We start from the raw sequence: 25,812 nt of genomic DNA on the forward strand, positions 1-25,812 counted from the left end.
CCAGACTGAACCCCGAGGAGACCACACCATGGGTGCCACCGACTTTGCCAAGCTGCCGCACATCGGCGAGGCCGTCCGCCGCAAGGAGGATTACCGCTTCCTGACCGGCGCGGGCCAATACACCGACGACGTGAACCTCGCGCACCAGGCGCAGGCGGTGTTCGTGCGATCGCCACACGCGCATGCGATCGTCAAATCCATCAATGTCCGCAAAGCCGAGGCGATGCCCGGTGTCCTGAAGGTGTACACCGGCAAGGACATCGAGGGCAAGATGAATGGCCTGCCCTGTGGCTGGCTGATCACCAGCACCGACGGCACGCCGATGAAAGAGCCGCCGCATCCCGTGCTGGCGCAAGGCAAGGTGCGTTACGTGGGCGACCACGTGGCCATGGTGGTGGCCGAGACGCTGCAGCATGCGCGCGATGCCGCCGAGGCCGTGGAGGTCGACTACGAGGTGCTCGACGCCGTGGTGGCCGTTGGCGACGCGAAGCGGGGGCCCGCGCTGCACGACATCGCGTTAGACAATCATTGCTACAAGTGGGCCATCGGCGACAAAGCGGCGGTGGACGCGGCCTTCGCGAAGGCCGCCCATGTCACTCGGCTGGACCTGGTGAACAACCGCCTCATTCCCAACGCGATGGAACCACGCGCGGCCATTGGCAGCTACAACCGCGCGACCGATGAATACACACTCTACGTCGCTAACCAGAACCCCCACGTCGAACGGCTGCTGATGACGGCCTTCGTGCTGGGCCTGCCCGAGCACAAGGTTCGCGTGATCGCGCCCGATGTGGGGGGCGGCTTCGGCTCCAAGATATTTCTCTACGCGGAGGACGTGGCCCTGACCTGGGCGGCCCGGCAACTCAATCGCAGCATCAAGTGGACGGCCGAGCGCGGTGAGGCTTTCCTGTCCGACGCACACGGGCGTGACCATCTCAGCCACGCCGAGATGGCCATGGACAAGGACGGGAAGTTCCTCGCGCTGCGCGTGCACACCGACGCCAACCTCGGCGCCTATCTCTCAACCTTCTCGACCGCGGTGCCGACCATCCTCTACGCGACCCTACTGGCCGGGCAGTACACGACGCCTCAGATCTACGTGGAAGTGGATGCCTGGTTCACCAACACCGCCCCGGTCGACGCTTACCGCGGCGCCGGCCGCCCCGAAGCCACCTACCTGCTGGAGCGGCTGGTGAGCCGCTGCGGCTGGGAATTGGGGCTGGGCCAGGACGAAATCCGCCGCCGCAACTTCATCACCCAGTTCCCCTACCAGACGCCGGTGGCCCTGCAATACGACACCGGCGACTACCACGCCGCCATGGACAAGGCTCAGAAGCTGGCCGACGTGGCCGGTTACGCGGCGCGCGCCAAGGCCAGCGAGGCCAAGGGCTTGAAGCGTGGCATCGGCTACTCCTCCTACATCGAGGCCTGCGGCATCGCACCCTCCAACATCGCAGGCGCCCTGGGCGCGCGCGCCGGCCTGTTCGAGTGCGGTGAAATCCGTGTGCATCCGACTGGCAGCGTGACGGTGTTCACCGGCTCGCACAGCCACGGCCAGGGCCATGAAACCACCTTCGCCCAGGTGGTCGCCGCGCGCCTGGGCATTCCGGTCGAGAACGTGGACGTGGTGCATGGTGACACGGGTCGGGTGCCCTTTGGCATGGGCACCTATGGCTCACGCTCCATCAGCGTGGGCGGCGCGGCCATCATGAAGGCGTTGGACAAGATCGAGACCAAGGCCAAGAAGATCGCCGCCCACCTGATGGAGGCCAGCGACGCCGACGTCGAGTTCAGCGGCGGCGAGTTCAAGGTCAAGGGCACGGACAAGAAAATCCCCTTTGGCCAGGTCGCATTGACCGCCTACGTGCCGCACAACTACCCGCTGGACAAGCTGGAGCCTGGCCTCAACGAAACCGCCTTCTACGACCCGACCAATTTCACCTTCCCGGCCGGCACCTACATCTGCGAGGTCGAGGTGGACCCGGCGACGGGTGCGGTGCGGGTGGACCGCTTCACGGCGGTGGACGACTTCGGCACCATCATCAACCCGATGATCGTCGAGGGACAGGTCCACGGCGGACTGGTGCAGGGCATCGGGCAGGCGCTGCTGGAAAACTGCGTCTACGACCGGCAGACCGGGCAGTTGCTGACTGGCAGCTTCATGGACTACGCCATGCCGCGCGCCGATGATTTTCCGAACTTCCAGCTCGACACCATCTGCACGCCCTGCACGCACAACCCGCTGGGCACCAAGGGCTGTGGCGAGGCGGGCGCCATCGGCTCGCCGCCCGCCGTTATCAATGCCGTGCTGGACGCTCTGCGCCCGCTGGGCGTGAAGGAATTCGACATGCCCGCCTCGCCCGCGCGCGTGTGGGACGCCATCCAGTCCGCAAAGTAAGGAGGTCCCTCATGTACGCATTCACCTTCGAACGTCCCGCCACGTTGGCCGATGCGGGCCGGCTCGCCGCCTCGGGCGCCAAGCTGCTGGCCGGCGGCCAAACCTTGCTGCCGTCGATGAAGATGCGCCTGTCCGATCCTGGCAAGCTGGCCGATCTCGGCGCGGTGCGCGAACTGGCCGGCATCCGCAAGGACGGCCAGACCTTGCTGATCGGCGCGATGACACGCCATGTCGAGGTCGCCGACAGCACCGAGGTCCGTGCGGCGATTCCCGCGCTGGCCGATCTGGCCGCGCACATCGGGGACAAGCAGGTCCGTGCCCTGGGCACGTTGGGCGGTTCGGTGGCCAACAACGACCCGTCCGCCGATTACCCTGCGGCCGTCTTGGGGCTGGGCGCGACCGTGCAGACCACGAAACGCAAGATCGCGGCCGACGTCTTCTTCCAGGGCATGTTCGCGACGGCGCTGGACGAGGGGGAGATCCTCACGGGCATCCACTTCCCGGTTCCGAAGTGCGCGGCTTACATGAAGTTCAAGCAACCGGCCTCACGCTTTGCCCTGATCGGTGTATTCGTAGCGCAGACCGACGCTGGTGTGCGCGTGGCGGTCACCGGGGGCGGCAACGGCGTGTTCCGTCATGCGGGGCTGGAGGCGGCCCTGGGCAAGAGCTTCACGCCCGGAGCTGCTTCCCAGGTCCCGATCGATGCGGGCGAACTGAACGGTGACCTGCACGGCTCGGCGGCTTACCGTGCCCATCTGATCGGCGTGTTGGCGCAGCGTGCGGTGGCCAAGGCCTTGGGGCAGACGGGTTAAAGATCGCGTGCAATTTCCTGCTTTTGCATCCGACCTGATGCCCAGGGACCCGAATCGGCATAACCTTCCCGACCGGCGCATGGGCGGCCTGATGGCGCAGAACGTACGGCGTTGGAAATGACGTTCTCAGTGCTTGCTCCCTTCGCGTCGATCGACGACGTCCTCGCGGGTTTGCAGGGCAGCGGTTATTTCGCCGATCGCCGGCTGGCGGCGGCGGTCTTCCTGGCTCTGCGCCTGCAGCGGCCCCTGTTGCTCGAGGGCGAGCCCGGCGTGGGCAAGACGGAACTGGCCAAGGCCCTCGCTGCTGCGCTGGGTCGGCCCATGCTGCGCCTGCAGTGCTACGACGGACTGGAGCTGCGCGAAGCCTTGTACGAATGGAACTACGCCGCGCAGCTCCTGCACTTGCGCGCCCTTGAGGTCGCCCATCTGGACCCGGAACGGATGGAGCATGAGGTCTACCAGGAGCGCTACCTGATCCGCCGCCCGCTGCTGCAGGCCTTGCAGGCGCCATCGCCTGGCGCGGTGCTGCTGATCGACGAGGTGGATCGCGCGGACGAACCCTTCGAAGCCTTTTTGCTCGAATACTTGGGTGAATACCAGGTCAGCATTCCCGAGCTTGGCGCGGTGCGGGCCGCCGTCGCGCCCGTCACCGTGCTGACCAGCAACCGCACGCGTGAACTCAACGACGCGGTCAAACGTCGTTGCCTCTACCACTGGCTCGACTATCCCGAGCGCGAGCGTGAACTGGCCATCGTGCGCGCGCAAGTGCCCGAGGCCGGTTCCGCGCTGTCGGCCCAGATTGCGGACTTCGTGGGGCGTTTGCGTGAACAACCCTATGCCAGCGCTTTTCAGCGCGCCCCCGGCTTGGCCGAAAGCGTGGAATGGGCCCGCGCCCTGGTGGCGCTCGACACGCTCGCGCTGGACCCCGAGGTCGTGAGTGACACAGCCGGCGTGCTGTTCAAGCAGCGCGAGGACGTGGCCGCGCTCACGCCGGACCTGGCGCGGCAGCTGCTGGCGCCGCAGGCTGCCTGATGACGTTCATGCGGAGCGCGTAACCATGAAACCAGGGGCCGGGATGCATGCGCGTGTCGCCTGCGTGCGCAGCACGCCTTCAGATCAGGAGCACCCGCATGCTGCTCGGTGATGCCCGTCGCGGCAAGCTGGCCGACAACATCCTCGGTTTCGGCCGGGCGTTGCGCCGCGCGGGTGTGCGCCTCGACAGCGCGCGCATCGCGCTGGCTTGCGAGGCCGCGCAACTGGTGGGTGTGGAACGCAAGCCGGATCTGGGCGCCGCGCTGGAAGCCGTACTGGTCTCGCGCGATCAGGACCGTGTTGTCTTCCGTGAACTCTTCGACGCCTATTTCCGCGATCCCGAGGTGGCGCACAAGCTGCTGGCGCAGATGCTGCCCAGCGCCGAAGGCCGGGCCGAGCCTTCGAAGCGCCGTCCGCGTGTGAGCGAGGCCCTGAGCCCGCAGCGCGCCATCGGCGCCCAGCCCCCCCGACCCGTCGAAGACACCGTGGAATTTGACGCCGCGATGACGGCGAGTGACCTGCAACACCTGCGCCACGCTGATTTCAACGCGCTGAGTGCCAGCGAGTACCGCCTGGTCGAGCGCCTGGCCCGAGACATCGCCTTGCCGCAGCCCACGCTGCCAGCGCGCCGTTCCCGTCCGGACGTGCGAGGCGCGTACCTGCATTGGCGCGGTGCCTTGCACGATGCCACGCGCACGGGCGGCGAGTTGCTGCGCCTGCCGCGACTGAGTCGCCGTGTAGAGCCACTGCCTCTGCTGGTCCTGGTGGATGTGTCGGGCTCGATGGAGCGCTATGCCCGCTTGCTGCTGGCGTTCCTGCATGCCGCGACGCGGCAGGTCGTGGGGCGACGGGTCCGGCGCGATCTCTACGCTTTCGGCACGCACCTGACCGAGCTCACACCGGCCTTGCGCTTGGCCGACACGGACGAGATGCTGATCGCCACCAGCGCGCTGATCGACGACTACGGCGGCGGCACCTGCCTGGGCGCGTCACTGGCCACGCTGCGCGAGCAGCATGCACGCCGCCTGGTCGGTCGGCGCACCCTGGTGCTGTTGGTCAGCGATGGCTTGGACACGGGCGAACCTGAACAACTCGACGCTGAATTGGCCTGGCTGCGCCGCCGTTGCCGGCGTTTGCTTTGGCTCAACCCCTTGCTGCGCTATGAGGGATATGCCCCGCTGGCGCGGGGCGCGGCGACGCTGCACCGTCATGCCGACGGCATGCTGGCCATCCACAACCTGAGCCGGCTTGAAGACCTGGCATCCAGCCTGGCCGCCCTGATGACATCCCGATGAAGACCGAGAGAGGAAGATCACCATGGACATGCAAGGCAGCCGCCAGCTCGCCGTCACCCAGCAACAGGCCTGGGACGCGCTCAACGACCCCGAGGTGCTGCGGCGCTGCATCCCGGGCTGCGACAAGATGGAGGCCACGGGCGAGGGGCAGTACGCCGTCGGTTTGAGCGTCAAGATCGGTCCGGTGGCAGCCCGCTTCGCGGGCAAGATCACCTTGTCCGAGTTGTTGCCGCCGTCCGCCTACACGATCCAATTTGACGGCCAGGGTGGTGTGGCGGGTTTTGGCAAAGGCAGCGCCCAGGTCAGCCTGACACCGGTCGATGGCGGTACGACCCTGGCATACACCGTGCACGCGCAGGTCGGTGGCAAGGTCGCCCAGCTCGGTCAGCGCCTGATTGATGGCGCGGCGCGCAGCCTGGCCGAGGATTTTTTCAAGCGCTTCGACGAGGAGATGCAGCGCCTGCACGGCGTCGCAACGCCATCGTCCGACCCGGGCGGCGCGCCGGCACCGGTCAAAGCCGCCAGGCCTTCCCGGTTTCCGGCCTGGGCCTGGACCGCTGCGGCGTTTGTCGTCATCGCTGTCGTTTGGTTGTTGAATTGAGGCACAGCGATGGAGAACCTTGATGTCCGCGTGCTGCGTAGCCTGCGCGACTGGCGCCAGGCGGGTCGGCACGCGCTGCTCGTCACCGTGGTGCGCACCTGGGGCTCCTCGCCCCGACCGATCGGTTCCATCATGGCCCTGGCCGATGACGGGGCTGTCGTCGGTTCTGTGAGCGGTGGTTGCATCGAGGACGACCTGATCGCGCGCTACACCGGGTCCGCGTCCGAGGCCGATACGCCAGCCTTGCCGGCGGGGCCGATCGGTTACGTCAAGTACGGCATCACGGCTGACGAAGCCCATCGCTTCGGTTTGCCCTGCGGCGGCACACTGGAGTTGCTGCTGGAGCGTGATCCGGACCCTGACAGCCTGCAGGTCTTGGTTCAGGCGCTGGATGCGGGACGACTGATGCGGCGCACCGTGCGCCTGCGCGACGGCCAGGTCAGGCTAGACGAAGCGAATGCGCCTGAAGCATTGCGCCTGGACGACGTCGCGCTCGTCAACACCTTCGGCCCCGAATACCGCATGCTGCTGATCGGTGCCGGGCAATTGACCGAGTACCTGGCGACCATGGCCTTGTTCAACGGCTTCGCCGTGACGGTCTGCGACCCGCGCGAGGAATACCAGTGCGGCTGGCGCGTGCCCGGCGCGACCGTGAGCAGCGAGATGCCAGACGATGTGGTGCGCGCCTTCAGGCCGGACCGCCGTTCCTGCGTGCTGGCCCTCACGCACGACCCCAAGCTGGACGACATGGCGTTGCTGGAAGCCCTGGGCACCGAGGCGTTTTACGTCGGCGCCATCGGCAGCCGCCGTAACAACCTGGCCCGGCGCGAGCGCATGATCGCGCATTTCGGCCAGACCCAGGTCAGCCTGGCGCGTTTGCGCGGGCCCATCGGCATCTACATCGGCAGCAAGACCCCAAGCGAGATCGCCGTCAGTGTGATGGCCGAGGTGCTGGCGGTGAAGAACGGCGTCGCCCTGCCACGCGACGTGGACGTGGCGCGCGCCAAGCTCGCGCAGGAGGAGGGCATGCCCGCTGGGGCGGCCGACCTGGCAGCGGAGGGGGCGGGGCATGGCGCCGCGCTGGGCCGGGTGTGCGGCGCCACCGGCGCCTGAGCCATGGCGACTGGGCACAATGCCGCCCATGCAATTGCAAGATATTTTGTTCGGACAGGGTTTCGGCGCGCGCCGCGTCTGCGCGGGCCTGGTGCAGCAGGGGCGGGTGAGCGTGGCGGGCCAACCCTGCACCGACCCGCAGGCGGAATTCGAGCCCGAGGGCCTGCACCTGCGCGTGCAAGGGTTGGAAGGCCGAACCGGCCAGCAGGACGGCGGGCTGGACTGGGTCTGCCACCTGTCGGCGCTCGTCCTGCTCCACAAGCCGGCGGGTTACGAGTGTTCGCAAAAACCCTCGGCCTGGCCCAGTATCTACACCTTGTTGCCCACGCCGCTGCGCCAGCGCCCGGCCCAGGGCAAGAAGGGCGCCACGCCGGGCGTGCAGGCCGTGGGGCGGCTCGACCAGGACACCACCGGGCTGCTGCTGCTGACCGATGACGGGCAATTGATCCACAAGCTGGCTTCGCCCCGGCACAAGGTGCCCAAGGTCTACGAGGTGGGCCTGAAGCATCCCGTGCCACCTTCGGCGGATGCGTCGTTCAAGCAGCGCCTCCTGGAGGGGGTGGTGCTGGACGACGACCCCCAACCCGTGCGTGCCGCGGCCTGTGAATTGCTCACGCCGCAGCACCTGCGCCTGACCCTCACCGATGGCAAGTACCACCAGGTCAAGCGCATGGTGGCCGCCGTGGGCAACCGCGTCGAGACCTTGCACCGGTCCCGGATTGGCGAACTTGCGCTGCCCGACGATCTGGCACCTGGGCAGTGGCGCTGGCTGGAGATGGCGGATCGGGCCTTGCTGGGGCTTTGATCTGCATCAGTCCACCAGAAAATGGTCAGATTTCGGCATACGGGAGTGGATACACTTGTTGATTCCTCTTTTTGTCCTGGATTCATGGTTTTTTTGCCATTCCTTCGCGCCGGTTTCTCTCTCCGTCAGCAGCGTCCTCGTGTCGCCTGGGTGGGGCCTCGGGCCTGGGCGTGGTTCTGTCTGGTCCTGCTGCTGGCCCTCCATGGCGTGACGCGCGCGGCCGCAGGGGCGCCCCCGGTCTTCGTGCTCAACTCCAAGGACGCCGACGTGAGCGTGATCGACCCGGCCACCTGGCAGGAGGTCAAGCGCATTCCCACGGGCAAGGAGCCGCACCATCTGTACCTCACGCCGGATGAGAAGTCCCTGATCATCGCCAATGCCTTTGGCGATTCGCTGACCTTCGTCGATCCGCGCACGGCCGAAGTGCAGCGCACCGTGCGTGGCATCCTGGACCCTTATCAGCTGCGCTTCTCGCCCGACATGCAGTGGTTCGTGACCGCGGCCAACCGGCTCAACCATGTGGACATCTACCGCTGGGATGGCGAGAACCTGACGCTGGCCAAGCGCATCCCGACCCGGCGCACGCCCAGCCACATCTGGATCGACGCGGCCAGCACCACGGCCTACATCACCATGCAGGACAGCAGCGAGTTGGTCGCCATCGACATCCCGACGCAGACGCTGCGCTGGCGTGTGTCCACGGGCTCACTGCCCGCCGACGTGTACGGCACGCCCGATGGCCGTCACCTGCTGATCGGCCTGACCGGCGGTGACGGGGTGGAGATATACGCCTTGGGTGCATCCTCCGAGCAGCCGCCCAAGCTGCAACAGACCTTGCCCACGGGCGCGGGCGCGCACGCCTTCCGCGGCGTGGGCGATGGGCGGCATGTGCTGGTGAGCAACCGGGTGGCCAACACCATCAGCAAGATCGATTTCCTGAACTTTGCCGTGGTGGACGAGTATCCCGGCCCCGGCGGACCGGACTGCATGGACCTGACGGCGGACGGTCGTTACATCCTGCTGACCTCGCGCTGGGCCGGCAAGCTGAGCGTGATCGATACCACCAGCCGCAAGGTGGTGCGACAGGTGAAGGTCGGCAAGTCGCCGCATGGTGTCTGGACCCTGGACCATGCGCCGCGTCCGTGACGGGCTGGTTGCGGGCTGCCTGTTGGGCGGCTTGGCTGTGTTGTGGGCAGGGGCCGTACAGGCCGAAGACTGTGCCAAGCCGGTTTACCTGACGCTGGACACAGGCCACATGGGCGTGGCCGAGCTGGTGGCGCAGGTCTTGGAGCGCCAGCAAGTGCAGGTGACCTTCTTCGCGGCCAATGAACGCACGAAGGTGGGCGACGGCAGTCTGGGCACGGGGCCAAACGCCCATTGGGCTGCCTGGTGGCGTGCGCGCGCGGCCGAGGGGCATGCCTTCGCCTCGCACACCTTGAACCACAGCTATTGGCGCGCTGACCTGCCGCAGCCTGATGGCAGCATGCGCTTTCGGGTGCGCGCCTCGGCCGGTCCGCAGGCCGGGCAGGACCTGACCTGGGACGCGGCGCGCTACTGCGCGGAAATCAAGGCTGCGGACACACGCTTGCGCGAGGTCACCGGCGTGGCGCCGTTGCCGCTTTACCGCGCGCCCGGCGGCAAGACTTCACCCGCGCTGCTGGCCGCGGCGCGTGCCTGCGAGGGGGGCGGTTACCTCCATGTCGGGTGGTCGGATGCGGGTTTCCTGGGCGACGAGTTACCGAGCGACAAATACCCCAATGACGTCCTGTTGCGCAAGGCCCTGCGCGACATCCGCGCGGGCGATGTACTGATGGCCCACCTGGGAATCTGGTCGCGGCGCGAACCCTGGGCACCCGCCGTGCTGGAGCCGCTGATCGTGGGCCTGAAGCAGCGCGGATTTTGCTTCCGGACCCTGCGCGAGCACCCCGATTTCCGGGCCTGGATCGCGGCCCATCCTGCGGCTGGCAAATAATCGCGGCATGGACAGCTTGACGAACGCGTTCGACGGTGTGCAGCAGTGGCTGTTCGAAACCGTGGTGCAGCCCTTGGCCTTCATGTCAGGCCTGGGCAATTTCCTGGAAGACGCCTATGAAGGCACGGGTTGGTTGCTGGTGGGCCTGGTCCAACTGGTAGTGATGTTGCTGCTGATCGCGCCGCTGCAGCGCTGGCGGCCCGTGGAACCGGTGAGCGACCGTCCGGCCATCCGTGTCGATGTGATCTATACCCTGATCCATCGCCTCGGCCTGTTCCGTCTGGTGTTCTTCTTCACACTGTTGCCCGTGCTGGACGAGGTGATCGGATGGCTGCGCGTGCAGGGCATGCCCACCTTCCATCTGGACGACCTCTGGCCCGGCGTGACCGACCAGGCGGTGGTGAGTTTCCTGCTCTACTTGGTGGTCATGGATTTTTTCGACTACTGGCTGCACCGCGGCCAGCATCGCTTCGAATGGTGGTGGCGTCTGCACGCGTTGCACCATTCCCAGCGCCAGATGACCATGTGGAGCGACAACCGCAACCACTTGCTGGACGACGTGATCCGTGACCTGTTGCTGGTCACCCTGGCCCAGTTCATCGGCGTCGCGCCGGGGCAGTTCGTCGCCATCGTCGCCATCACGCAGCTCAGCGAAAGCCTGCACCATGCCAATGTACGCCTTTGGTTCGGGCGCTGGGGTGAACGGCTCTGGGTCAGTCCGCGATTCCATCGACGGCATCACAGCGTCGGCATCGGCCACGAGAAGCCGCTGAAGCTGACTCAGGCCAGCTTGAACGCTGCGGGGCCGTCCCAAAGCGCGAGCGTTCCCGGGGGCAGCGCCGTACACGCAGTGACAAGCGTGGGGGCCAACAATCTCGGCGGCTGCAACTTCGGTGTGTTGCTGCCCTGGTGGGACCTGCTGTTTGGCACGGCCAATTTCGAACATCGTTACGACCCCACGGGCATCCGCGATCAGGTGGAGCAGGGGCGGGACTATGGGCGCGGTTTCTGGGCGCAGCAGTGGCTGGGCCTGAAACGCCTGGCGGGCAAGGCATGAAGCATCAAAGGCATATGACAACTTTCAGTCTCATCCTCATTGGCGATGAAATCCTGTCCGGCAAGCGCGTGGACAAGCATCTGCCCAAGACCATCGAACTGCTGGCCGAGCGTGGTCTGCAGCTGTCGGGTGCCGAGATCGTGGGCGATGATCCGGTCCGCATCACGGCGGTCTTGCGGCGGGCGTTCGAACGGGCGGCCTTGGGCGAGGTGGTGTTCTGCTGCGGTGGCATCGGTGCGACCCCGGACGACCACACCCGGCAATGTGCGGCGGCGGCCTTGGGGCGGCCCTTGCGTCTGCATCCTCAGGCGGCTGAACTGATCCATGAGCGCGCGCGGGACATGGCGCGTGAGAAAGGCGTGGTCTATGACCCAGACCAGCCGGACAACGTGCATCGCCTGAACATGGGCGTGTTTCCGGAGGGCGCGGAGATTTTGCCCAACCCCTACAACAAGATTCCCGGTTTCAGCATCGAAATGCCCGCCCGTTTGCCCGCCTCGCAACCGGGTGCGGTGCACTTCATGCCAGGTTTTCCCGTGATGGCCTGGCCCATGATGGACGGGCTGCTGGACCAGAAGTACGCGCATCTGCACGCACGCGGCGCCTGGGGTGAGCGCTCGATCATTGTGTACGGCGCGATGGAGGCCGTGCTCACCCCTTTGATGGAGGCGATCGAGGCCGGGCATCCTGGGGTCAAGGTCTTCAGCCTGCCCAGCGTGGATCACCCGGAACATGGCCGGCACATCGAATTGGGCGTCAAGGGCGAGCCGGCCCGGATGGTTCCCGCTTATGAAGAAATGTTGGCTGGCCTGCAGACGCTGGGCTGCCGACTTGGCCCTGAATTGGTGCGAACCGTCTGATTCATGGGCCTGAATGAAGACTTTAGTTTAGCGGAATCACAATTTTGGTGCGATTTTCGGGTCTATGTTCGCATTGAAATGGGGCGTTCCGATCGGCGGCAGGCACAATACGGAGTCTCATGCCCCTAAAACACGGTGCGGCTCCGTATGAGTGCCTGATGCGCACCGGAATTGGCACAAAAACTGCATCGAAACAGACGCTGCTTACAGCTTTCAGGCAAACGATTTTTCAACCAACCTTCCTAGCAGGAGTACCCAGATGGCCAAGACCGTCGCAGACGTGATGAAGATGGTGAAGGAGAACGAAGTCAAGTTCGTTGACTTCCGTTTCACCGACACCCGTGGCAAGGAGCAGCACGTGACCGTGCCCGTGTCCGCCTTCGATGAAGACAAGTTCACCTCGGGCCACGCCTTCGACGGGTCTTCCATCGCGGGCTGGAAGGGCATCGAAGCCTCGGACATGCTGCTCATGCCCGATCCGAACACCGCCAACATCGATCCCTTCTTTGAAGAGACCACGCTGTTCCTGTCCTGCGATGTGCTCGAGCCGGGCGACGGCAAGGCCTATGACCGCGATCCGCGTTCCATCGCCAAGCGCGCCGAAGCCTATCTGAAGGCATCGGGTCTGGGCGACACGGCCTTCTTCGGTCCCGAACCCGAATTCTTCATCTTCGACGACGTGCGCTGGGGCGCCGACATGTCGGGTTCCTTCGTCAAGATCGAAGAATACGAAGCTCCCTGGAACAGCGGTGCCAAGCTGGAAGGCGGCAACCGCGGCCACCGTCCCACCGTCAAGGGCGGTTATTTCCCCGTGCCCCCGGTCGACAGCACGCAGGACATGCGCGCCGAGATGTCGCTGATCCTCGAATCGCTGGGCATCCCGGTCGAAGTGTTCCACCACGAAGTGGCGGGCGCGGGCCAGAACGAGATCGGCACCAAGTTCAGCACGCTGGTGCAGCGCGCCGACTGGACCATCCTGCTGAAGTACGTGGTGCAGAACGTTGCGAATGCCTATGGCAAGACCGCCACCTTCATGCCCAAGCCCATCGTGGGTGACAATGGTTCCGGCATGCACGTGCACCAGTCCGTCTGGAAGGACGGCAAGAACCTGTTCGCGGGTGAAGGCTACGCCGGCCTGTCCGATTTCGCCCTGTATTACATCGGCGGCATCATCAAGCACGCGCGCGCGCTCAACGCCATCACCAACCCCGGTACCAACAGCTACAAGCGCCTGGTGCCCGGCTTCGAAGCCCCGGTGAAGTTGGCCTACAGCTCGCGCAACCGTTCCGCCTCGATCCGCATCCCCTTCGTGGCCAACCCCAAGGGCCGTCGCATCGAAGCCCGCTTCCCCGATCCGACCGCCAACCCCTACCTGGCCTTCTCGGCCCTGTTGATGGCCGGTCTGGACGGCGTGGAAAACAAGATCCACCCGGGCGAAGCCGCCACCAAGGACCTGTACCACCTGCCGCCGGAAGAAGACGCGAAGATCCCGACCGTCTGCCACAGCCTGGACCAGGCGCTGGAGTACCTGGACAAGGACCGCGCCTTCCTGACCAAGGGCGGCGTCTTCACCGACACCATGATCGACGCCTACATCGAACTCAAGATGCAAGAAGTCACGCGTTTCCGCATGACCACGCACCCGATCGAGTTCGACATGTACTACTCGCTGTGATCGTGCGCGATTGAGGCAACACCACGGTTTGCTTGTTCCAGGTTGTTGCAAAGGCAATTTGGCCGAGGACGAGTGGACCGTGGCGCGGCACATCAAGGGACGGCTAAACGCCGTCCCTTTTTTGCTGGGCCTTGGCCTCACATGAATGTCGTCCCATGACTGTCAATCTGCCCCAAAGCCGCATGAGCGCCGAGCACCGTTTTCACGCCTTCGACCTGCTGTCCACCCTGGTGGCGGTGGTGCGCAGTGACGGTGAGCTGCTCTACGCCAACGCCGCGCTCGAGGATGTGCTGGGCATGTCCCGTCGCAGCATGGGGGAGGAGAACTTTTCCACCCATTTCACGGAGCCGCGCGTGCTGCTGCAGGCCTTGGACGGGGTGCGCGCGAACGAATACTCCACGCTGCGCTATGACGCCGGACTGCGGCGCGCCGGACGTGAGGCCCTGCCCATGCATGTCAACCTGACGCAGACCGACGTGCCCGACACGATCCTCGTTGAAATGATGCCGTTGGAGCAGCAGGCGCGTCAGGAGCGTGAGGAGCGTCTGCTCGACCAGGCGCAGGCCAACAAGGAGCTGATACGCAACCTCGCGCACGAAATCAAGAACCCCCTGGGGGGCATACGTGGCGCGGCGCAACTGCTGGAGATGGAGATCGATCCGCAGCTCACCGAGTACACGCGCGTCATCATCCACGAGGCCGACCGACTGCAGACCCTGGTGGATCGCCTGCTGGCGCCGCATCGCAGGCCGCATGTGGTGGGCGACGTCAACATCCATGAAGTCTGCGAGCGTGTGCGTTCGCTGGTGCTGGTGGAGTTTCCCCGGGGTCTGCGCGTCGTCCGTGACTACGATACGTCGATCCCGGAATTTCGCGGCGATCGCGAGCAACTGATCCAGGCCCTGCTGAACATCGCACACAACGCTTGTCAGGCCTTGGTCGAACGCATCGCCTCGGGTGATGCGTGCCTGACGTTTCGTACACGCATCGCGCGCTCGATCACCTTCGGAAAGCAGCGCTACAGGCTGGCACTGGAATTGCATGTCATCGACAACGGGCCCGGTGTGCCGGACTCGATCAAGGACCGCATTTTTTTCCCGCTGGTGTCGGGGCGCGAGGGCGGTTCAGGCCTGGGGTTGACGTTGGCGCAAACCTTCGTGCAGCAGCACCACGGCATGATCGAGTGCGACAGCGAGCCGGGCCGGACCGATTTCAAGATTCTGATTCCGCTGCCTTGAGCCTGAACAGCACATGAAAAAAAAGGAGGCGGTGTGAATACCACGACCAAGGACTACGCCGAGATGAAGCCGATCTGGATCGCAGACGATGACCAATCCATACGCTTCGTGCTCGAGAAGGCCCTGCAGCGCGAGCAGCTGCCCACGCGCAGCTTCACCAACCCCAAGGATGTGCTGGCCGCGCTGGACGAAGAGAACGAAGCCCCTCAGGTCCTGGTGAGCGATATCCGCATGCCGGGTGGCAGCGGCCTGGAGCTTCTGGAGAAGGTCAAGGCGCGTTATCCGGGGTTGCCGGTCATCATCATGACGGCATTCAGCGATCTGGACAGTGCCGTCTCTGCCTTCCAGGGCGGGGCCTTCGAGTACCTGCCCAAGCCCTTTGATCTGACCAAGGCGCTTGAGCTGATCCGTCGCGCGGTGGAAGAGAGCCAGCGCGAGGAAGTGGCGCTGGAGACCCTGACTGAGACCCCCGAGATGCTGGGTCAGGCCCCGGCCATGCAGGACGTGTTCCGTGCCATCGGCCGCCTGTCCCAAAGCAATGTGACCGTGCTGATCACGGGCGAGAGCGGTTCCGGCAAGGAACTGGTGGCGCGCGCGCTGCACAAGCATTCACCGCGCGCCCAGGGGCCTTTTGTCGCCATCAACACGGCTGCGATCCCCAAGGATCTGCTGGAGAGTGAGCTCTTCGGTCATGAGCGTGGCGCCTTCACCGGGGCGCAGACCATGCGCCGTGGCCGTTTCGAGCAGGCCGAAGGCGGCACGCTGTTCCTCGACGAAATCGGCGATATGCCCTTTGACCTGCAGACTCGCCTGCTGCGTGTGCTGAGTGACGGGCATTTTTACCGCGTGGGTGGGCACAGCGCCGTCAAGGCCCATGTGCGCGTGATCGCAGCCACCCACCAGGATCTGGAACAACGCGTCAAGGAAGGTGTGTTCCGCGAGGACTTGTTCCACCGCCTCAACGTCATACGCCTTCGTCTGCCCGCCCTGCGCGAGCGCAAGGAAGACGTGCCCATGCTCACGCGGCATTTCCTGCAGCAGAGCGCGCGGCAACTGGGCGTGGAGCCCAAGCGCATCTCGGATGCGGCGCTGGAAAAGCTCAGCCGCTTCAGTTTCCCGGGCAATGTGCGCCAACTCGAAAACGTCTGTCACTGGTTGACGGTGATGGCGCCCGCCCAGGTGATCGAACCCAAGGATCTGCCGCCCGAGGTGATCCAGGGTGTCGAGGGTGCCGGTCCCGTGGCGCTCTCAACGGCGAGTGCGCTTGCGGTGACGGCAGCCTTGGTCGCACCAGAGGTGGCATCGGTCGGTGAGCGTGCCACGGGCGAGCTGATGCCGACAGGCGCCACGCCAGCCACCGTGCCCCTGGCGGCAGGCGATTGGGAGAGCAGTCTGCAGCAAGAGGCCCTGACGATGTTGCAGTCGGGGCGTGTCGATGTCTGGGACGAGTTGAGCCGTCGTTTCGAGCGCAAGCTCATCCTCACGGCCCTGGACACCACGCGGGGGCGCCGCATCGAAGCGGCGCACAAGCTGGGCATCGGCCGCAACACCATCACACGCAAGATCCAGGAACTCGGGCTGGAAGAAAGCTGAGTGCCTGACGCAGTCGGCCTGGTTCGCGGGAAGAACAGGCCACAGTGGACATCCTCGTCTAGTGCCGCGCGATGAAGTCGACCACGGTTTGCACCACGTCGCGGTCGTGCAGCACGCGGTTGTGGCCCAGGCCCCAGGTCAGATGCAGGGCCGTGCCAGGCCGCAGGTGGCTCAGGTAGCGGCTGTTCTCCACGCTGGCTTCGGTGTCATCGTGGTCATGCACCAGCAGTGCGGGGCCCCGCAACAGCGGCAGATGGTGGTCCAGTGAGTAGTCCCGCCACCATGAGGGACCGAAGACATCCGCGAAGGCTGCTTCCAGTCGCCGGAACAGCTTTGGGCCCAAGCCCACGCGCTGTTCGAAGGTCTGCAGCACCGTCTTGAGATTGGCGCTGGATGCGATGCCCACGTAAGGCGCCGGGCTGTCCAGCTGATGCAGCGCCATGGCCGCAGCTGTTGCGCCCAGCGAGTGGCCAATGACCGCGTGCACCTTGCCCGCGTGCAAGATGACATCGTGCAGCAACTGGGCGTATTGGTCGAGCCGGTAGGGGCGTCGGGTTTGCCCACCATGCCCTGGTGCATCCAGCGTCAGCACCCGATAGCCCGCCGACTGCAGGACGGGCACGAAGCTGCCCAGTTGCGCACCGTAAGCCCCCCAGCCATGGGCCAGGAGCACGGCGGGGCCCTGGCCCCAGCCCTGCACCACGGCACCCTGGTCGCCTGAATACACTTCAAAGCGGTGCTCCACCGTCTCCAGCAAAGCGCGGGCGCGTTCGTTCGGCAGTGCCCGCGGAGGCGTGAACCAGAGCCGCCAGAGCAGGCGGGTGGCCAGCTCCGGTGCCACTCCTGCCAGCAGGCGCAAGGCCCGGCCCAGGTGACGCGGGTTCTGCACGGTGGGCGCCCGCAAGGGCGGGAAGCTCGCTTGCTGCGCGTAAGCGGCGGCCGGCGTCAGCGCCGGGCGGGGGGTGGGGATGGCAGAGGCCGGGGCGCTCAGGGCGATCGTCATGGCGGGTCCTTTCAAGCGTGAAACGCACAGGACGGGATACTCCGCTTGCCAAGCCCGCGCTCCAAGTGGCAATATTGACACCATGAATGCTGATGTTGCCAAAACGGAGCTCACCCCGCCCCTGAGCGTGGCCCTGGCCCTCACGCCGCAATGCGTGCTGTCCGGTGTGCTGGGCGTCATGGACATGCTGAGCACGGCGAATTACGTGGCCCGCAAGTTCCCGGGTGTCAGCGCCCGTTTCCAACCCACCCTGGTCTCGGCGGACGGCGGGCCGGTCCAGGGCGTGAACGGGGTCTGCCTGCCAGCCCAGGCTGCCTTGCCCGATCCCCGGACCGTGGCCATCGCCTTTGTGCCCTCCGGTCCGCCCGCGAACTTCGGTGTCGCGCGCATGCGGCAGGCCCTGGCCGCGCAGCTGCCGCTCATCGACTGGCTGAGGGCCGTGTACGAGGCCGGAGGCGTGCTGGCCTCCTGCTGCAGCGGCAGTTTTCTGCTGGCATCGACCGGTTTGCTGGACGGCCGGCTGGCCACCACCCATTGGCGTGCCGAGGAGACCTTCCGCGCGCTGTTTCCACGCGTGGAGCTGCGCATCGACAGCTTGCTGGTGGAGGGCGAGCGCCTGATGTGTGGCGGCGGCGCGCAGTCCTTTTCCAGCACGGTGCTGCGGCTGATCAGCCAACTGCAGGGTGAGGCCGTGGCGGCGCAGACGGCCCGCCTGATGCTGGCCGATGGCCATACCAGCGGGCAGAATGCCTACCGGCTCTGGGTGCCGCGGCGTGACCATGGCGACGAGGCCATCGCCTTGGGCCAGCAGTGGCTGGAAAATCACTACCGCGAGGCTTTTGAGCTGGACGGCTTGGCAGCGCATCTGCGTCTGACGCCGCGAACCCTGATGCGACGCTTTCGTCAGGCCACAGGCCTGACACCCTTGCAGTACCAGCAGAGTTTGCGGATCGAGGCGGCCAAGACCCTGCTGGAATCCTCGCGTGAATCGGTGAACCAGGTCGTCTGGCAGACCGGCTACGAAGACGCCAGTTCTTTCCAGCGCCTCTTCAAACGCGAGACGGGGTTGACCATGGCGCAATACCGGCAACGTTTCGGGCAAAGGCGCTGGCGCGCGGAAGGCGGGGGCCTGGTGGAAGCGGGCGCACTCGCCTGACTGCCACACGAGCCGAAGGGGCAGCCAGGCCCAGGAACGTGCGTTGCGGTCAGTCGAACAGACCCGGCCCGCCGAAGCGCGCGCCTTCCATTTCCAGCATCTTCAGCTTGGTCTGCGTGCCGCCGTGGGCCGAGAAACCGACGCCTTTCGCGCCGGCACCCAGGACGCGGTGGCAGGGCACCACGGGCGCATAGGGGTTGGACCCCATCGCCTGGCCCACGGCGCGTGCCGTGCCGGGCTCGCCCAGCCGCCGAGCAACCTCGCCATAGGTCAAGGTTTCGCCCGGCGGGATGCCTCGCACGAACGCATACACGCGTTGGTGAAAGGGCGGTACGCCGTCCATGTCCAGCGGCAGGTGCGTCAGGTCCCGTGGCTCGCCGGGATGACCTTCCAGCAGGGCCGTGATCGCGGCGATGGCCGCCTGCACCGCAGCGGGCGGTTCGGCCTCGGGGATACCCGGAAAACGGCGCCGCATGCGCGCGCGGGTGGCTGCTGCATCGGCCTCGGGCAACTGGACGCCGGTCAACCCTTGCGCACTCCAGGCCAGGCCGCAATGGCCCAGCGGTGTCAGGAACAGGGCGTAAGCCAGTGTCTGCACGGCGTGCGGTTGCGTGGCGGATCAGGCCCGGGGCTCAGAGCCCCTGCAGCTCCAGCACCACCGGTGCGTGGTCACTGGGTTGCTTGTTCTTGCGCGGCAGGCGGTCGATGGTGCAGCCGTGCACGGCGGGCTTGAGGGCCTCGCTGACCAGGATGTGGTCGATGCGCAGGCCGCGGTTCTTCTGGAAGCCGAGCATGCGGTAGTCCCACCAGGAATAGCTTTTTTCGGGTTGCGGAAACAGGCGGTAGGCGTCGTGCAGGCCCAGCGCCAGCAGGGCCTTGAACTGCTCACGCTCCTCGGTCGTGTGGTGGATCGTTTCGCGCAGGCCCTGGGGGTCGTAGGAGTCACGATCCTCCGGCGTGATGTTGTAGTCGCCCAGCAGCACCAGGCGCGCATGCGTGGCCAGCTCGGCCTGGACCTGCGCGCGCAGCGCGTCCATCCAGCGCATCTTGTAAGCGAACTTCTCGCTGCCCGGCTCCTGGCCGTTGACGAAATAGCCGTTGACGATGCGCAGCGGGCCCTGCGGCGTGTCCAGCGTGGCGGCGATGACGCGTGCCTGTTCGTCCTCGAAGCCCGTGATGTTGCGTGTTACCTCCCGCAGTGCGGGCCAGGACTGGCGCGTGATCAGCGCCACGCCGTTATAGGTCTTCTGCCCGTAGGCCTCGGCTCGGTAGCCGGCCGCCTCGAATTCGGCGTGCGGAAACTTGTCGTCGGTGAGCTTGAGTTCCTGCAGCGCCAGCACGTCGATCGGCGCACTGCCCATGGCTTGCGCCGCCAGCCAGTCCAGCACCTGGGGCAGGCGCACGCCGAGGGAGTTCACGTTCCAGGTGGCAATTTTCATGGCCGCGATGATAGTGGCTTGCGCTTGCTCATCACGCGGCCGGGGGAGGGGGCGATGCGTGAAAGGACGCGGGACCCGATTCAAACTGCCGTGTTGCGGTAATTCACGAAACTCAGCCTGAGCCCGTTGGCCGCCACCAAGCGTTCGCGACCGGTTTCCACCCAGGTGGGGCCGAGCACGGGCGCGTGGGCGTCGCCCTCGAAATCCGCCTCGATTTCCGTCACGACCGCCGTGCTGGCCAGGGGCAGGGCCTGGGCGTAGATCTGTGCGCCGCCGATGATCCAGATATCCGGCGTGTCCTTGCAGAGTTGCATGGCCTCGTCGAGCGAGTGCGCCACGGCGGCCTCGCCGTGCACGCCTTCGGCCTTCCAGCCGGTCTGGCGCGTCACGACCACGTTGCGGCGTCCGGGCAGGGGCCGAAAGCGCGGCGGCAGGGATTCCCAGGTCTTGCGGCCCATGATCACGGGCGCGCCCAGGGTCGTGCGCTTGAAATGCGCCAGGTCCTCGGGCAGGTGCCAGGGCATCACGCCGTCCTTGCCGATCACGCCGTTGGCGGCGCGTGCGTAGATCAGGTGGAGTTTCGGGTTCCGGGGTGTCATGCCACTTCCTTTCGACGCCTCCTGCGCAAGGCACCCGGCGGCAGCAGCACGGCCGCGATCGCCGCGGTCACGCAGACGATGGCCGCCCAGTCCTGCCAGTGCGGCGCCTCGCCGATCAGCAAGGCGGCGCTGAGCGTGCCGACCAGTGGGATCGCCATCACGCTCATGGCGCTGGTGGCGGGCGGCAGGTGGCGGGCCAGGCTGGTCCACAGGGTCTGCGCGAAGCCGTAGTTGATGAAGGCGGCGTAGGCCAGGGCGAGCCACATGGGACCGCTGAATTGCCAGGCGGGCCAGGGCTCGCTGGCAAAGGCGATGGCCCAGAGACAGAGGCTGGACAGGATCATGCTCCAGATGGTCAAGGCCTCGAGGGGCAGGGTCAGGTGGGCGCGGCGCAGCAGCAGGGTGCCGATGGCCCAGCAGAGGGCGGCCAGCATCATCCAGGCGATGCCCTGGGGGCGGCCACTCATCGCGCTGAATTCGCTGGAGGCCAGGAGGGTGACGGCTGCGGCCACCGCGACCACGGCCAGCAGGGTGCGGCGCGTCAGCCGCTCGCCGAAGAAGAGCGCGCCCAGCAGCACGGTCCAGATCGGCATGGTGAAACCGAGCACGGCGGCGCGGCCGGAAGCCAGTTCCTTGACGCCCAGAATGGACAGGGCGTGCCAGCCCAGGATGTTGGGCGTGCCGATGACCACGATGGCGCGCCATTCGCCCCCATCACGGTCCCAGTGCGGCCACAGCCTCAGGCCCCGGGCGCGGTACCAAGCGTAGAGGAACAGTGCGCCACAGCTCATGGTGAGTGCACGGAAGTACAGGGGTGACAGCTCGCGCAGCGAGAACTTCATCATCGGCCAGTTGAGTCCCCACATCAGCGTGAGGATCACCAGGGCCGTCAGTTGACGGGGCGAGATCACGGATGCACCAGGCCCCGCTTCACACCGCGACCGGCGCCTTGATGGCCGGGTGGCACTGGTAGTCCTGCACCTCAAAGTCCTCGTACTGGTAGTCGAAGATCGAATCGGGTTGGCGCTTGATGTTCAGCACCGGGTAGGGATAGGGTTGGCGGCTCAATTGCAGTTCCACCTGTTCGTGGTGGTTGCTGTAGATGTGGCAGTCGCCACCGGTCCAGATGAAGTCACCCACGCCCAGGCCGCACTGCTGCGCCACCATGTGGGTCAGCAGGGCGTAGCTCGCGATGTTGAAGGGCACGCCGAGGAAAATGTCCGCGCTGCGTTGGTAGAGCTGGCAACTCAGCTTGCCGGGTTCGCCGGCCACCTGCGAGGGCGCGACGTAGAACTGGAAGAAGGCGTGGCAAGGCATCAGTGCCATCTTGCTCAGTTCGGCCACGTTCCAGGCGCTGACGATGATGCGGCGCGAATCAGGATTGCTCTTGAGCGTCTTGATGGCCTCGCTGATCTGGTCGATGTGCCCGCCGTCGGGCGTGGGCCAACTGCGCCACTGCACGCCGTAGACCGGACCCAGGTCGCCGTCCTCGCGCGCCCATTCGTCCCAGATGGTCACGCCGCGTTCCTTGAGCCAGTTGTTGTTGCTGGAGCCCGTCAGGAACCACAGCAACTCGTGGATGATGGACTTCAGGTGCACCTTCTTGGTCGTCACCAGCGGAAAGCCTTCGTTCAGGTCGAAGCGCATCTGGTGGCCGAACACGCTTTTCGTGCCCGTGCCGGTGCGGTCGGACTTCACCACGCCAGTGGTGTAGACGTGGCGCATGAAGTCTTCGTATTGGCTGCGCACGGGGCGCGTGGGGTGCGCGGTAGGGGCGTTCATGGTCAGTGGTTCTCGGTGTGCAGCAGCTTGCCCGGGTTCATCAGGTTCAGCGGGTCCAGGGCCCGCTTGATGCGGTGCATCAGGCCCAACGCCACGGGGGATTTGTGTTCGGGCAACTTGTCGATCTTGAGGCTGCCGATGCCGTGTTCGGCGCTGATGGAGCCGCGGTAACGGTCCACTACTTCGTAGACCAGGGCGTTCATGGGTGCTTCTTCTTCGGCCAGGAAACGTTTCTGGTCCTCACCCTCGGGCGCCTGCACGTTGTAGTGCAGGTTGCCGTCGCCCAGGTGACCGTAGGTCACGAGGCGTGCGCCAGGGAATTTCTTCATCAGCAAGGCATTGGTCTCGGCCACGAAAGCCGGGATGCGCGACACGTTGATCGAAATGTCATGCTTGATGTTCAGTCCTTCCTGGGCCTGGGCCAGCGGGATGCTTTCGCGGATGTGCCACAGGGCCTTGGCCTGGGCCAGGTTCTCGGCGACCACCGCGTCGGTCACGCAACCGGCTTCCATGGCGGCTTCGAGCAGGCGCTCGAACTGCGCGCGGGCATGTTCCTCGGATTCGTTGTCGGAGTTCTCAAGGACGACGAAATATGGCGCCCCCACGCTCCCCACTGCGTGTGGTTCGCTGCCCCCTGAGGGGGCGTCAGTCGGCTTGGGGCGGCCCGGCGCCGACCGGGGCTCATGCCAGAACGGAATGCGCTGTTGCGGGAAGTGCTTGTGCACCAGACTCAGCGCGAATTGGCCCATGACCTCGAAACCGGTCAGGCCCGCGCTCAGGTGTTCGTGCGCCAGGCCCAGCAGTTGCAACGCGGCCTCCAGTGAGGGCAGGGCGGCGAAGGCCGTGAGCTGGCTCTTGGGCATCGGGTAGATCTTCATCGTCGCGCCGGTGATGATGCCCAGCGTGCCTTCGCTGCCGATGAACAGGTGGCGCAGGTCGTAACCCGTGTTGTCCTTGCGCAGGCCCAGCAGGCCGTCCCAGATTTCGCCCTGAGCGGTCACGACTTCCAGGCCCAGGCAGAGTTCACGCGTGTTGCCGTAGCGCACGACCTGCGTGCCGCCCGCGTTGGTACCCAGGTTGCCGCCGATGGTGCAACTGCCTTCGGAGGCCAGGCTGAGCGGGAAGAGGAACCCCGCTTTTTCGCATTCCTCCTGCAGCGTCTGCAGGACGCACCCGGCGTCCACCGTGATGGTCATGTTGCCCGCATCGAGCTGGCGCACCTTGTTCAGGCGCGTGAGGCTGAGCACGACCTGGGTGCCGCTGGTGTCGGGCGTGGAGCCGACCACCATGCCGGTGTTGCCGCCTTGCGGGACGATGGAGACATGGAGAGCAGGGCGCGCCGCAGCGCAGGCTTGGACCACCTCGGCCACTTCTTGCGTGGAGCCGGGGCGCACCACGGCCAGGGCCTTGCCGCGCTCACGGCCGCGCCAGTCGAGCTCCCAGGCGCGCAGGTCCTCGCCATCGTCCTGGGTGAGTACATGATTCTGGCCGACGATGCGGCGCAATTCGGCGATCAGCCGGGAAATCGATTCGGCGGTCATGGCTTGGTGGAAGCGGTTTCGGAAGCTCGGGTCTGGCGCGCGTCGCGCAGGCGCAGACGGATGTGCAGCACGCAGCCCGTGAAAAGCAGCAGGCCCAGCAAGATTTCAGCCACCGCCAGCATCACGACGCGGGCGGGTTCTCCGCTGGTGGCGCGGACCAGGCCCTCAAGGATGTAGAGCCAGACCAACAGGCTCAGCCAGCGGTAGGTGTACATGCGGTTCTTCAGCAGACCGGCCAGCGGCAGGCACAGGGGCAGCACCTTGAGCGCCAGCGTGCCCCCGCCTATCGGGGCCAGCCAGAGTTCCCAGGCCAGGCCCAGTGCAATCAGCGCCAGCAGACTGGCCACGGTGAGGCGGCGGCTGAGGCGGACATGGGTCTGGATGGCATGGGCGGGGAGGGTATGCCGGGCGTTCACGTCACGGGCTGTTACGGAAACGAGGGGGTGTGCGTGAGGTTCGTCCATGGAGGCTGGCATGATAGCGGGATGCGCGCGCTCCTTCGTTTCATCTCCAAATCGCGGAACAAGGTGCGGGCCTTCGTGCAGCAGGTGTCCACTTTTCCCTGGCGCAACACCGCCTGGACCCTGCGCGAACGCTTCCGCGAGGACCGCCTGGGCCAGACCGCCGGTAGCCTGACCTTCACCACCACCATTGCCCTGGTGCCCCTGCTGACCGTCGCGCTGGCGCTGATCACGGCCTTCCCGATGTTCGCGAAGTTTCAGGACGTGCTGCAGAAGTGGCTGATCGAAAGCCTGGTGCCGGAGAACATCTCCCGGCAAGTGTTCGCCTACATGAGTCAGTTTTCCCGTCGCGCAGGACGCCTAGGCTGGACCGGTCTGGCCGTGCTGTTCCTGACCGCGCTGGGCATGATCTTCACCATCGACCGCACCTTCAATGCCTTGTGGCGGGTGCAGCGTCCGCGTGCGTTCGCGCAGCGCCTGCTGATCTACTGGGCTGCCATGACGCTGGGGCCCTTGCTCATGATGGCCAGCCTGCTGGTCACGTCCTACCTGGGGCCTTTCACCAAGCTATCCCCTAGCTTGAGTCTTTCGCTGAGCATCTTCGAGTCTCTGCCAGTCGCCCTGGCCTTGGCGGCGGTCTATCACTACGTGCCCAACACCCGGGTGCAGTGGATGCACGCCTGGACGGGAGCGATCTTCGCGACCTTCATGCTGGAAGTCGCCAAGAAGCTGCTGGCTTATTACCTCAAGGCCGTGCCCGCCTATTCCGCCGTCTACGGCGCGTTTGCCACCGTGCCCATCTTGCTGATCTGGATCTACATGGCCTGGGTCATCGTGCTTCTGGGTGCGGTGATCGCGGCCTACCTGCCCAGCCTGCTGGCCGGGGTGGCGCGGCGCGCGCCTGAGCCCGGTTGGCAGTTCCAGCTCGCGCTGGAAATGGTGCGGGTGCTCGCCGTGGCCCGCCGTTCACCCAACCACGGCATGCCTCTGATGCAGTTGTCGCGCAAATTGCATGTGGACCCGCTGCAACTCGAACCCTTGGCCGAGGTGCTGGAGCGCCTGAACTGGGTCGGTCGCCTAGCCGGCGGCATGCGCGGCGAACCCATGCGCTTGGTGCTGTTGGTCGATCCTGACCGTGCCTTGCTGGCGCCGTTGGTGGATGCCTTGCTCTTGCCCCGCCGCGCAGGACTCTGGCGCAAGGCCAAGCTAGATGAACTCAGCCTGCGTGACGCGCTGGCGGTGACACGTTAGAGCCCGGTCGCCATGAGGGACCAGATACCCGAGGCGCCCCCGCGCATGGGGCGGCGACGATTCAATTGCCACGCGCTAAGCTCGTGACCGCGCTTCGCCATGTCCAATCCATCGCTGTCTCCTGCGCCC

Annotated in this window: 24 protein-coding genes; 16 read left to right on the top strand and 8 right to left on the bottom strand. The window is 65.9% G+C overall.

The window, feature by feature from the left end:
* The first annotated feature begins 28 nt into the window (after positions 1–28).
* The 14 genes from AZ34_RS07945 (at position 29) to ntrC (ending at position 16,451) form a co-directional block, all read left to right on the top strand.
* The gene (locus AZ34_RS07945) at positions 29–2,398 is read left to right on the top strand and encodes a xanthine dehydrogenase family protein molybdopterin-binding subunit (protein WP_035606811.1); all 2,370 of its coding nucleotides are present in this window, start codon (positions 29–31) and stop codon (positions 2,396–2,398) included.
* 11 nt (positions 2,399–2,409) lie between these two features.
* Positions 2,410–3,210 (top strand): FAD binding domain-containing protein, encoded by an 801-nt coding sequence (locus AZ34_RS07950; RefSeq protein ID WP_035606814.1) that lies wholly within the window; start codon positions 2,410–2,412, stop codon positions 3,208–3,210.
* Positions 3,211–3,327: 117 nt separating this feature from the next.
* A complete protein-coding gene (locus AZ34_RS07955) occupies positions 3,328–4,242 on the top strand; it encodes an AAA family ATPase (RefSeq protein WP_035606817.1) in 915 nt (304 codons plus the stop codon).
* 98 nt (positions 4,243–4,340) lie between these two features.
* Positions 4,341–5,537, top strand: coding sequence for a vWA domain-containing protein (locus AZ34_RS07960; RefSeq protein WP_035606820.1), 1,197 nt, complete (start codon positions 4,341–4,343; stop codon positions 5,535–5,537).
* A gap of 22 nt (positions 5,538–5,559) precedes the next feature.
* A complete protein-coding gene (locus AZ34_RS07965; protein ID WP_035606823.1) occupies positions 5,560–6,138 on the top strand; it encodes a CoxG family protein in 579 nt (192 codons plus the stop codon).
* A 9-nt stretch (positions 6,139–6,147) separates the two neighbouring features.
* Complete coding sequence (locus AZ34_RS07970; protein ID WP_035606826.1) at positions 6,148–7,251, top strand: XdhC family protein; 1,104 nt, start codon at positions 6,148–6,150, stop codon at positions 7,249–7,251.
* Positions 7,252–7,279: 28 nt separating this feature from the next.
* Positions 7,280–8,056, top strand: coding sequence for a 16S rRNA pseudouridine(516) synthase (locus tag AZ34_RS07975; protein ID WP_035611187.1), 777 nt, complete (start codon positions 7,280–7,282; stop codon positions 8,054–8,056).
* A 180-nt stretch (positions 8,057–8,236) separates the two neighbouring features.
* Positions 8,237–9,202 carry a YncE family protein gene (locus tag AZ34_RS07980; protein WP_051510096.1) on the top strand — a complete coding sequence of 322 codons (966 nt, stop codon included), beginning with the start codon at positions 8,237–8,239 and terminating at the stop codon, positions 9,200–9,202.
* Positions 9,186–10,028, top strand: a complete 843-nt coding sequence (locus AZ34_RS07985) for a polysaccharide deacetylase family protein (RefSeq protein ID WP_035606829.1) — start codon at positions 9,186–9,188, stop codon at positions 10,026–10,028. Before AZ34_RS07980 ends, AZ34_RS07985 begins: the two co-directional genes overlap by 17 nt.
* A 7-nt stretch (positions 10,029–10,035) precedes the next feature.
* The gene (locus AZ34_RS07990) at positions 10,036–11,085 is read left to right on the top strand and encodes a sterol desaturase family protein (protein WP_035606832.1); all 1,050 of its coding nucleotides are present in this window, start codon (positions 10,036–10,038) and stop codon (positions 11,083–11,085) included.
* Positions 11,086–11,099: 14 nt separating this feature from the next.
* Positions 11,100–11,945 carry a competence/damage-inducible protein A gene (locus AZ34_RS07995; protein ID WP_035606835.1) on the top strand — a complete coding sequence of 282 codons (846 nt, stop codon included), beginning with the start codon at positions 11,100–11,102 and terminating at the stop codon, positions 11,943–11,945.
* Positions 11,946–12,204: 259 nt separating this feature from the next.
* Positions 12,205–13,620: a type I glutamate--ammonia ligase gene (gene glnA, locus AZ34_RS08000; RefSeq protein WP_035606838.1), complete on the top strand. Its 1,416-nt coding sequence runs from the start codon at positions 12,205–12,207 to the stop codon at positions 13,618–13,620.
* A 155-nt stretch (positions 13,621–13,775) separates the two neighbouring features.
* Positions 13,776–14,858 (top strand): nitrogen regulation protein NR(II), encoded by a 1,083-nt coding sequence (gene glnL, locus AZ34_RS08005; RefSeq protein WP_035606841.1) that lies wholly within the window; start codon positions 13,776–13,778, stop codon positions 14,856–14,858.
* A 63-nt stretch (positions 14,859–14,921) separates the two neighbouring features.
* Positions 14,922–16,451, top strand: coding sequence for a nitrogen regulation protein NR(I) (ntrC, locus tag AZ34_RS08010; RefSeq protein WP_035611191.1), 1,530 nt, complete (start codon positions 14,922–14,924; stop codon positions 16,449–16,451).
* Between the two features lie 58 nt (positions 16,452–16,509).
* Here ntrC and AZ34_RS08015 read toward each other — a convergent pair whose 3' ends face one another.
* Complete coding sequence (locus AZ34_RS08015; protein ID WP_035606844.1) at positions 16,510–17,454, bottom strand: alpha/beta fold hydrolase; 945 nt, start codon at positions 17,452–17,454, stop codon at positions 16,510–16,512.
* 82 nt (positions 17,455–17,536) lie between these two features.
* Between AZ34_RS08015 and AZ34_RS08020 the strand changes: the two genes are divergently transcribed.
* Complete coding sequence (locus AZ34_RS08020; RefSeq protein ID WP_051509617.1) at positions 17,537–18,610, top strand: GlxA family transcriptional regulator; 1,074 nt, start codon at positions 17,537–17,539, stop codon at positions 18,608–18,610.
* A 49-nt stretch (positions 18,611–18,659) separates the two neighbouring features.
* Here the strand turns inward: AZ34_RS08020 and AZ34_RS08025 are convergent, their stop codons facing one another.
* The 7 genes from AZ34_RS08025 to AZ34_RS08055 all read right to left on the bottom strand — a co-directional run bounded on the left by AZ34_RS08025 (position 18,660) and on the right by AZ34_RS08055 (position 24,387).
* On the bottom strand, positions 18,660–19,208 hold the full coding sequence (locus AZ34_RS08025) for a methylated-DNA--[protein]-cysteine S-methyltransferase (protein ID WP_035606846.1): 549 nt from the start codon (positions 19,206–19,208) through the stop codon (positions 18,660–18,662).
* Between the two features lie 34 nt (positions 19,209–19,242).
* Entirely contained in the window at positions 19,243–20,049 is an 807-nt protein-coding gene (xth, locus tag AZ34_RS08030) for an exodeoxyribonuclease III (protein WP_035606849.1), read from the bottom strand.
* An 80-nt stretch (positions 20,050–20,129) separates the two neighbouring features.
* Positions 20,130–20,648 carry a dihydrofolate reductase gene (locus AZ34_RS08035; protein WP_035606852.1) on the bottom strand — a complete coding sequence of 173 codons (519 nt, stop codon included), beginning with the start codon at positions 20,646–20,648 and terminating at the stop codon, positions 20,130–20,132.
* Complete coding sequence (locus AZ34_RS08040; RefSeq protein ID WP_231495489.1) at positions 20,645–21,559, bottom strand: DMT family transporter; 915 nt, start codon at positions 21,557–21,559, stop codon at positions 20,645–20,647. Before AZ34_RS08040 ends, AZ34_RS08035 begins: the two co-directional genes overlap by 4 nt.
* Positions 21,560–21,578: 19 nt before the next feature.
* Positions 21,579–22,430 carry a thymidylate synthase gene (locus tag AZ34_RS08045; RefSeq protein WP_035606855.1) on the bottom strand — a complete coding sequence of 284 codons (852 nt, stop codon included), beginning with the start codon at positions 22,428–22,430 and terminating at the stop codon, positions 21,579–21,581.
* A 2-nt stretch (positions 22,431–22,432) separates the two neighbouring features.
* Positions 22,433–23,971, bottom strand: coding sequence for an FAD-binding oxidoreductase (locus tag AZ34_RS08050; protein ID WP_035606858.1), 1,539 nt, complete (start codon positions 23,969–23,971; stop codon positions 22,433–22,435).
* On the bottom strand, positions 23,968–24,387 hold the full coding sequence (locus AZ34_RS08055; protein WP_231495490.1) for a DUF2069 domain-containing protein: 420 nt from the start codon (positions 24,385–24,387) through the stop codon (positions 23,968–23,970). Before AZ34_RS08055 ends, AZ34_RS08050 begins: the two co-directional genes overlap by 4 nt.
* Positions 24,388–24,456: 69 nt before the next feature.
* Between AZ34_RS08055 and AZ34_RS08060 the strand changes: the two genes are divergently transcribed.
* On the top strand, positions 24,457–25,683 hold the full coding sequence (locus tag AZ34_RS08060; protein ID WP_035606861.1) for a YihY family inner membrane protein: 1,227 nt from the start codon (positions 24,457–24,459) through the stop codon (positions 25,681–25,683).
* Positions 25,684–25,812: the final 129 nt, after the last annotated feature.

Source organism: Hylemonella gracilis str. Niagara R (genome assembly GCF_000600295.1).
In the GTDB taxonomy this organism is placed as follows: Bacteria; Pseudomonadota; Gammaproteobacteria; order Burkholderiales; family Burkholderiaceae_C; genus Hylemonella; species Hylemonella gracilis_A.

Bases quoted from the DNA above. Each gene is read 5' to 3' on its own strand.
- AZ34_RS07945 (WP_035606811.1), top strand. From the start codon at position 29: ATGGGTGCCACCGACTTTGCCAAGCTGCCGCACATCGGCGAGGCCGTC.
- AZ34_RS07950 (WP_035606814.1), top strand. From the start codon at position 2,410: ATGTACGCATTCACCTTCGAACGTCCCGCCACGTTGGCCGATGCGGGC.
- AZ34_RS07955 (WP_035606817.1), top strand. From the start codon at position 3,328: ATGACGTTCTCAGTGCTTGCTCCCTTCGCGTCGATCGACGACGTCCTC.
- AZ34_RS07960 (WP_035606820.1), top strand. From the start codon at position 4,341: ATGCTGCTCGGTGATGCCCGTCGCGGCAAGCTGGCCGACAACATCCTC.
- AZ34_RS07965 (WP_035606823.1), top strand. From the start codon at position 5,560: ATGGACATGCAAGGCAGCCGCCAGCTCGCCGTCACCCAGCAACAGGCC.
- AZ34_RS07970 (WP_035606826.1), top strand. From the start codon at position 6,148: ATGGAGAACCTTGATGTCCGCGTGCTGCGTAGCCTGCGCGACTGGCGC.
- AZ34_RS07975 (WP_035611187.1), top strand. From the start codon at position 7,280: ATGCAATTGCAAGATATTTTGTTCGGACAGGGTTTCGGCGCGCGCCGC.
- AZ34_RS07985 (WP_035606829.1), top strand. From the start codon at position 9,186: ATGCGCCGCGTCCGTGACGGGCTGGTTGCGGGCTGCCTGTTGGGCGGC.
- AZ34_RS07990 (WP_035606832.1), top strand. From the start codon at position 10,036: ATGGACAGCTTGACGAACGCGTTCGACGGTGTGCAGCAGTGGCTGTTC.
- AZ34_RS07995 (WP_035606835.1), top strand. From the start codon at position 11,100: ATGACAACTTTCAGTCTCATCCTCATTGGCGATGAAATCCTGTCCGGC.
- glnA (WP_035606838.1), top strand. From the start codon at position 12,205: ATGGCCAAGACCGTCGCAGACGTGATGAAGATGGTGAAGGAGAACGAA.
- glnL (WP_035606841.1), top strand. From the start codon at position 13,776: ATGACTGTCAATCTGCCCCAAAGCCGCATGAGCGCCGAGCACCGTTTT.
- ntrC (WP_035611191.1), top strand. From the start codon at position 14,922: ATGAAGCCGATCTGGATCGCAGACGATGACCAATCCATACGCTTCGTG.
- AZ34_RS08015 (WP_035606844.1), bottom strand. From the start codon at position 17,454: ATGACGATCGCCCTGAGCGCCCCGGCCTCTGCCATCCCCACCCCCCGC.
- AZ34_RS08020 (WP_051509617.1), top strand. From the start codon at position 17,537: ATGAATGCTGATGTTGCCAAAACGGAGCTCACCCCGCCCCTGAGCGTG.
- xth (WP_035606849.1), bottom strand. From the start codon at position 20,049: ATGAAAATTGCCACCTGGAACGTGAACTCCCTCGGCGTGCGCCTGCCC.
- AZ34_RS08035 (WP_035606852.1), bottom strand. From the start codon at position 20,648: ATGACACCCCGGAACCCGAAACTCCACCTGATCTACGCACGCGCCGCC.
- AZ34_RS08045 (WP_035606855.1), bottom strand. From the start codon at position 22,430: ATGAACGCCCCTACCGCGCACCCCACGCGCCCCGTGCGCAGCCAATAC.
- AZ34_RS08050 (WP_035606858.1), bottom strand. From the start codon at position 23,971: ATGACCGCCGAATCGATTTCCCGGCTGATCGCCGAATTGCGCCGCATC.
- AZ34_RS08060 (WP_035606861.1), top strand. From the start codon at position 24,457: ATGCGCGCGCTCCTTCGTTTCATCTCCAAATCGCGGAACAAGGTGCGG.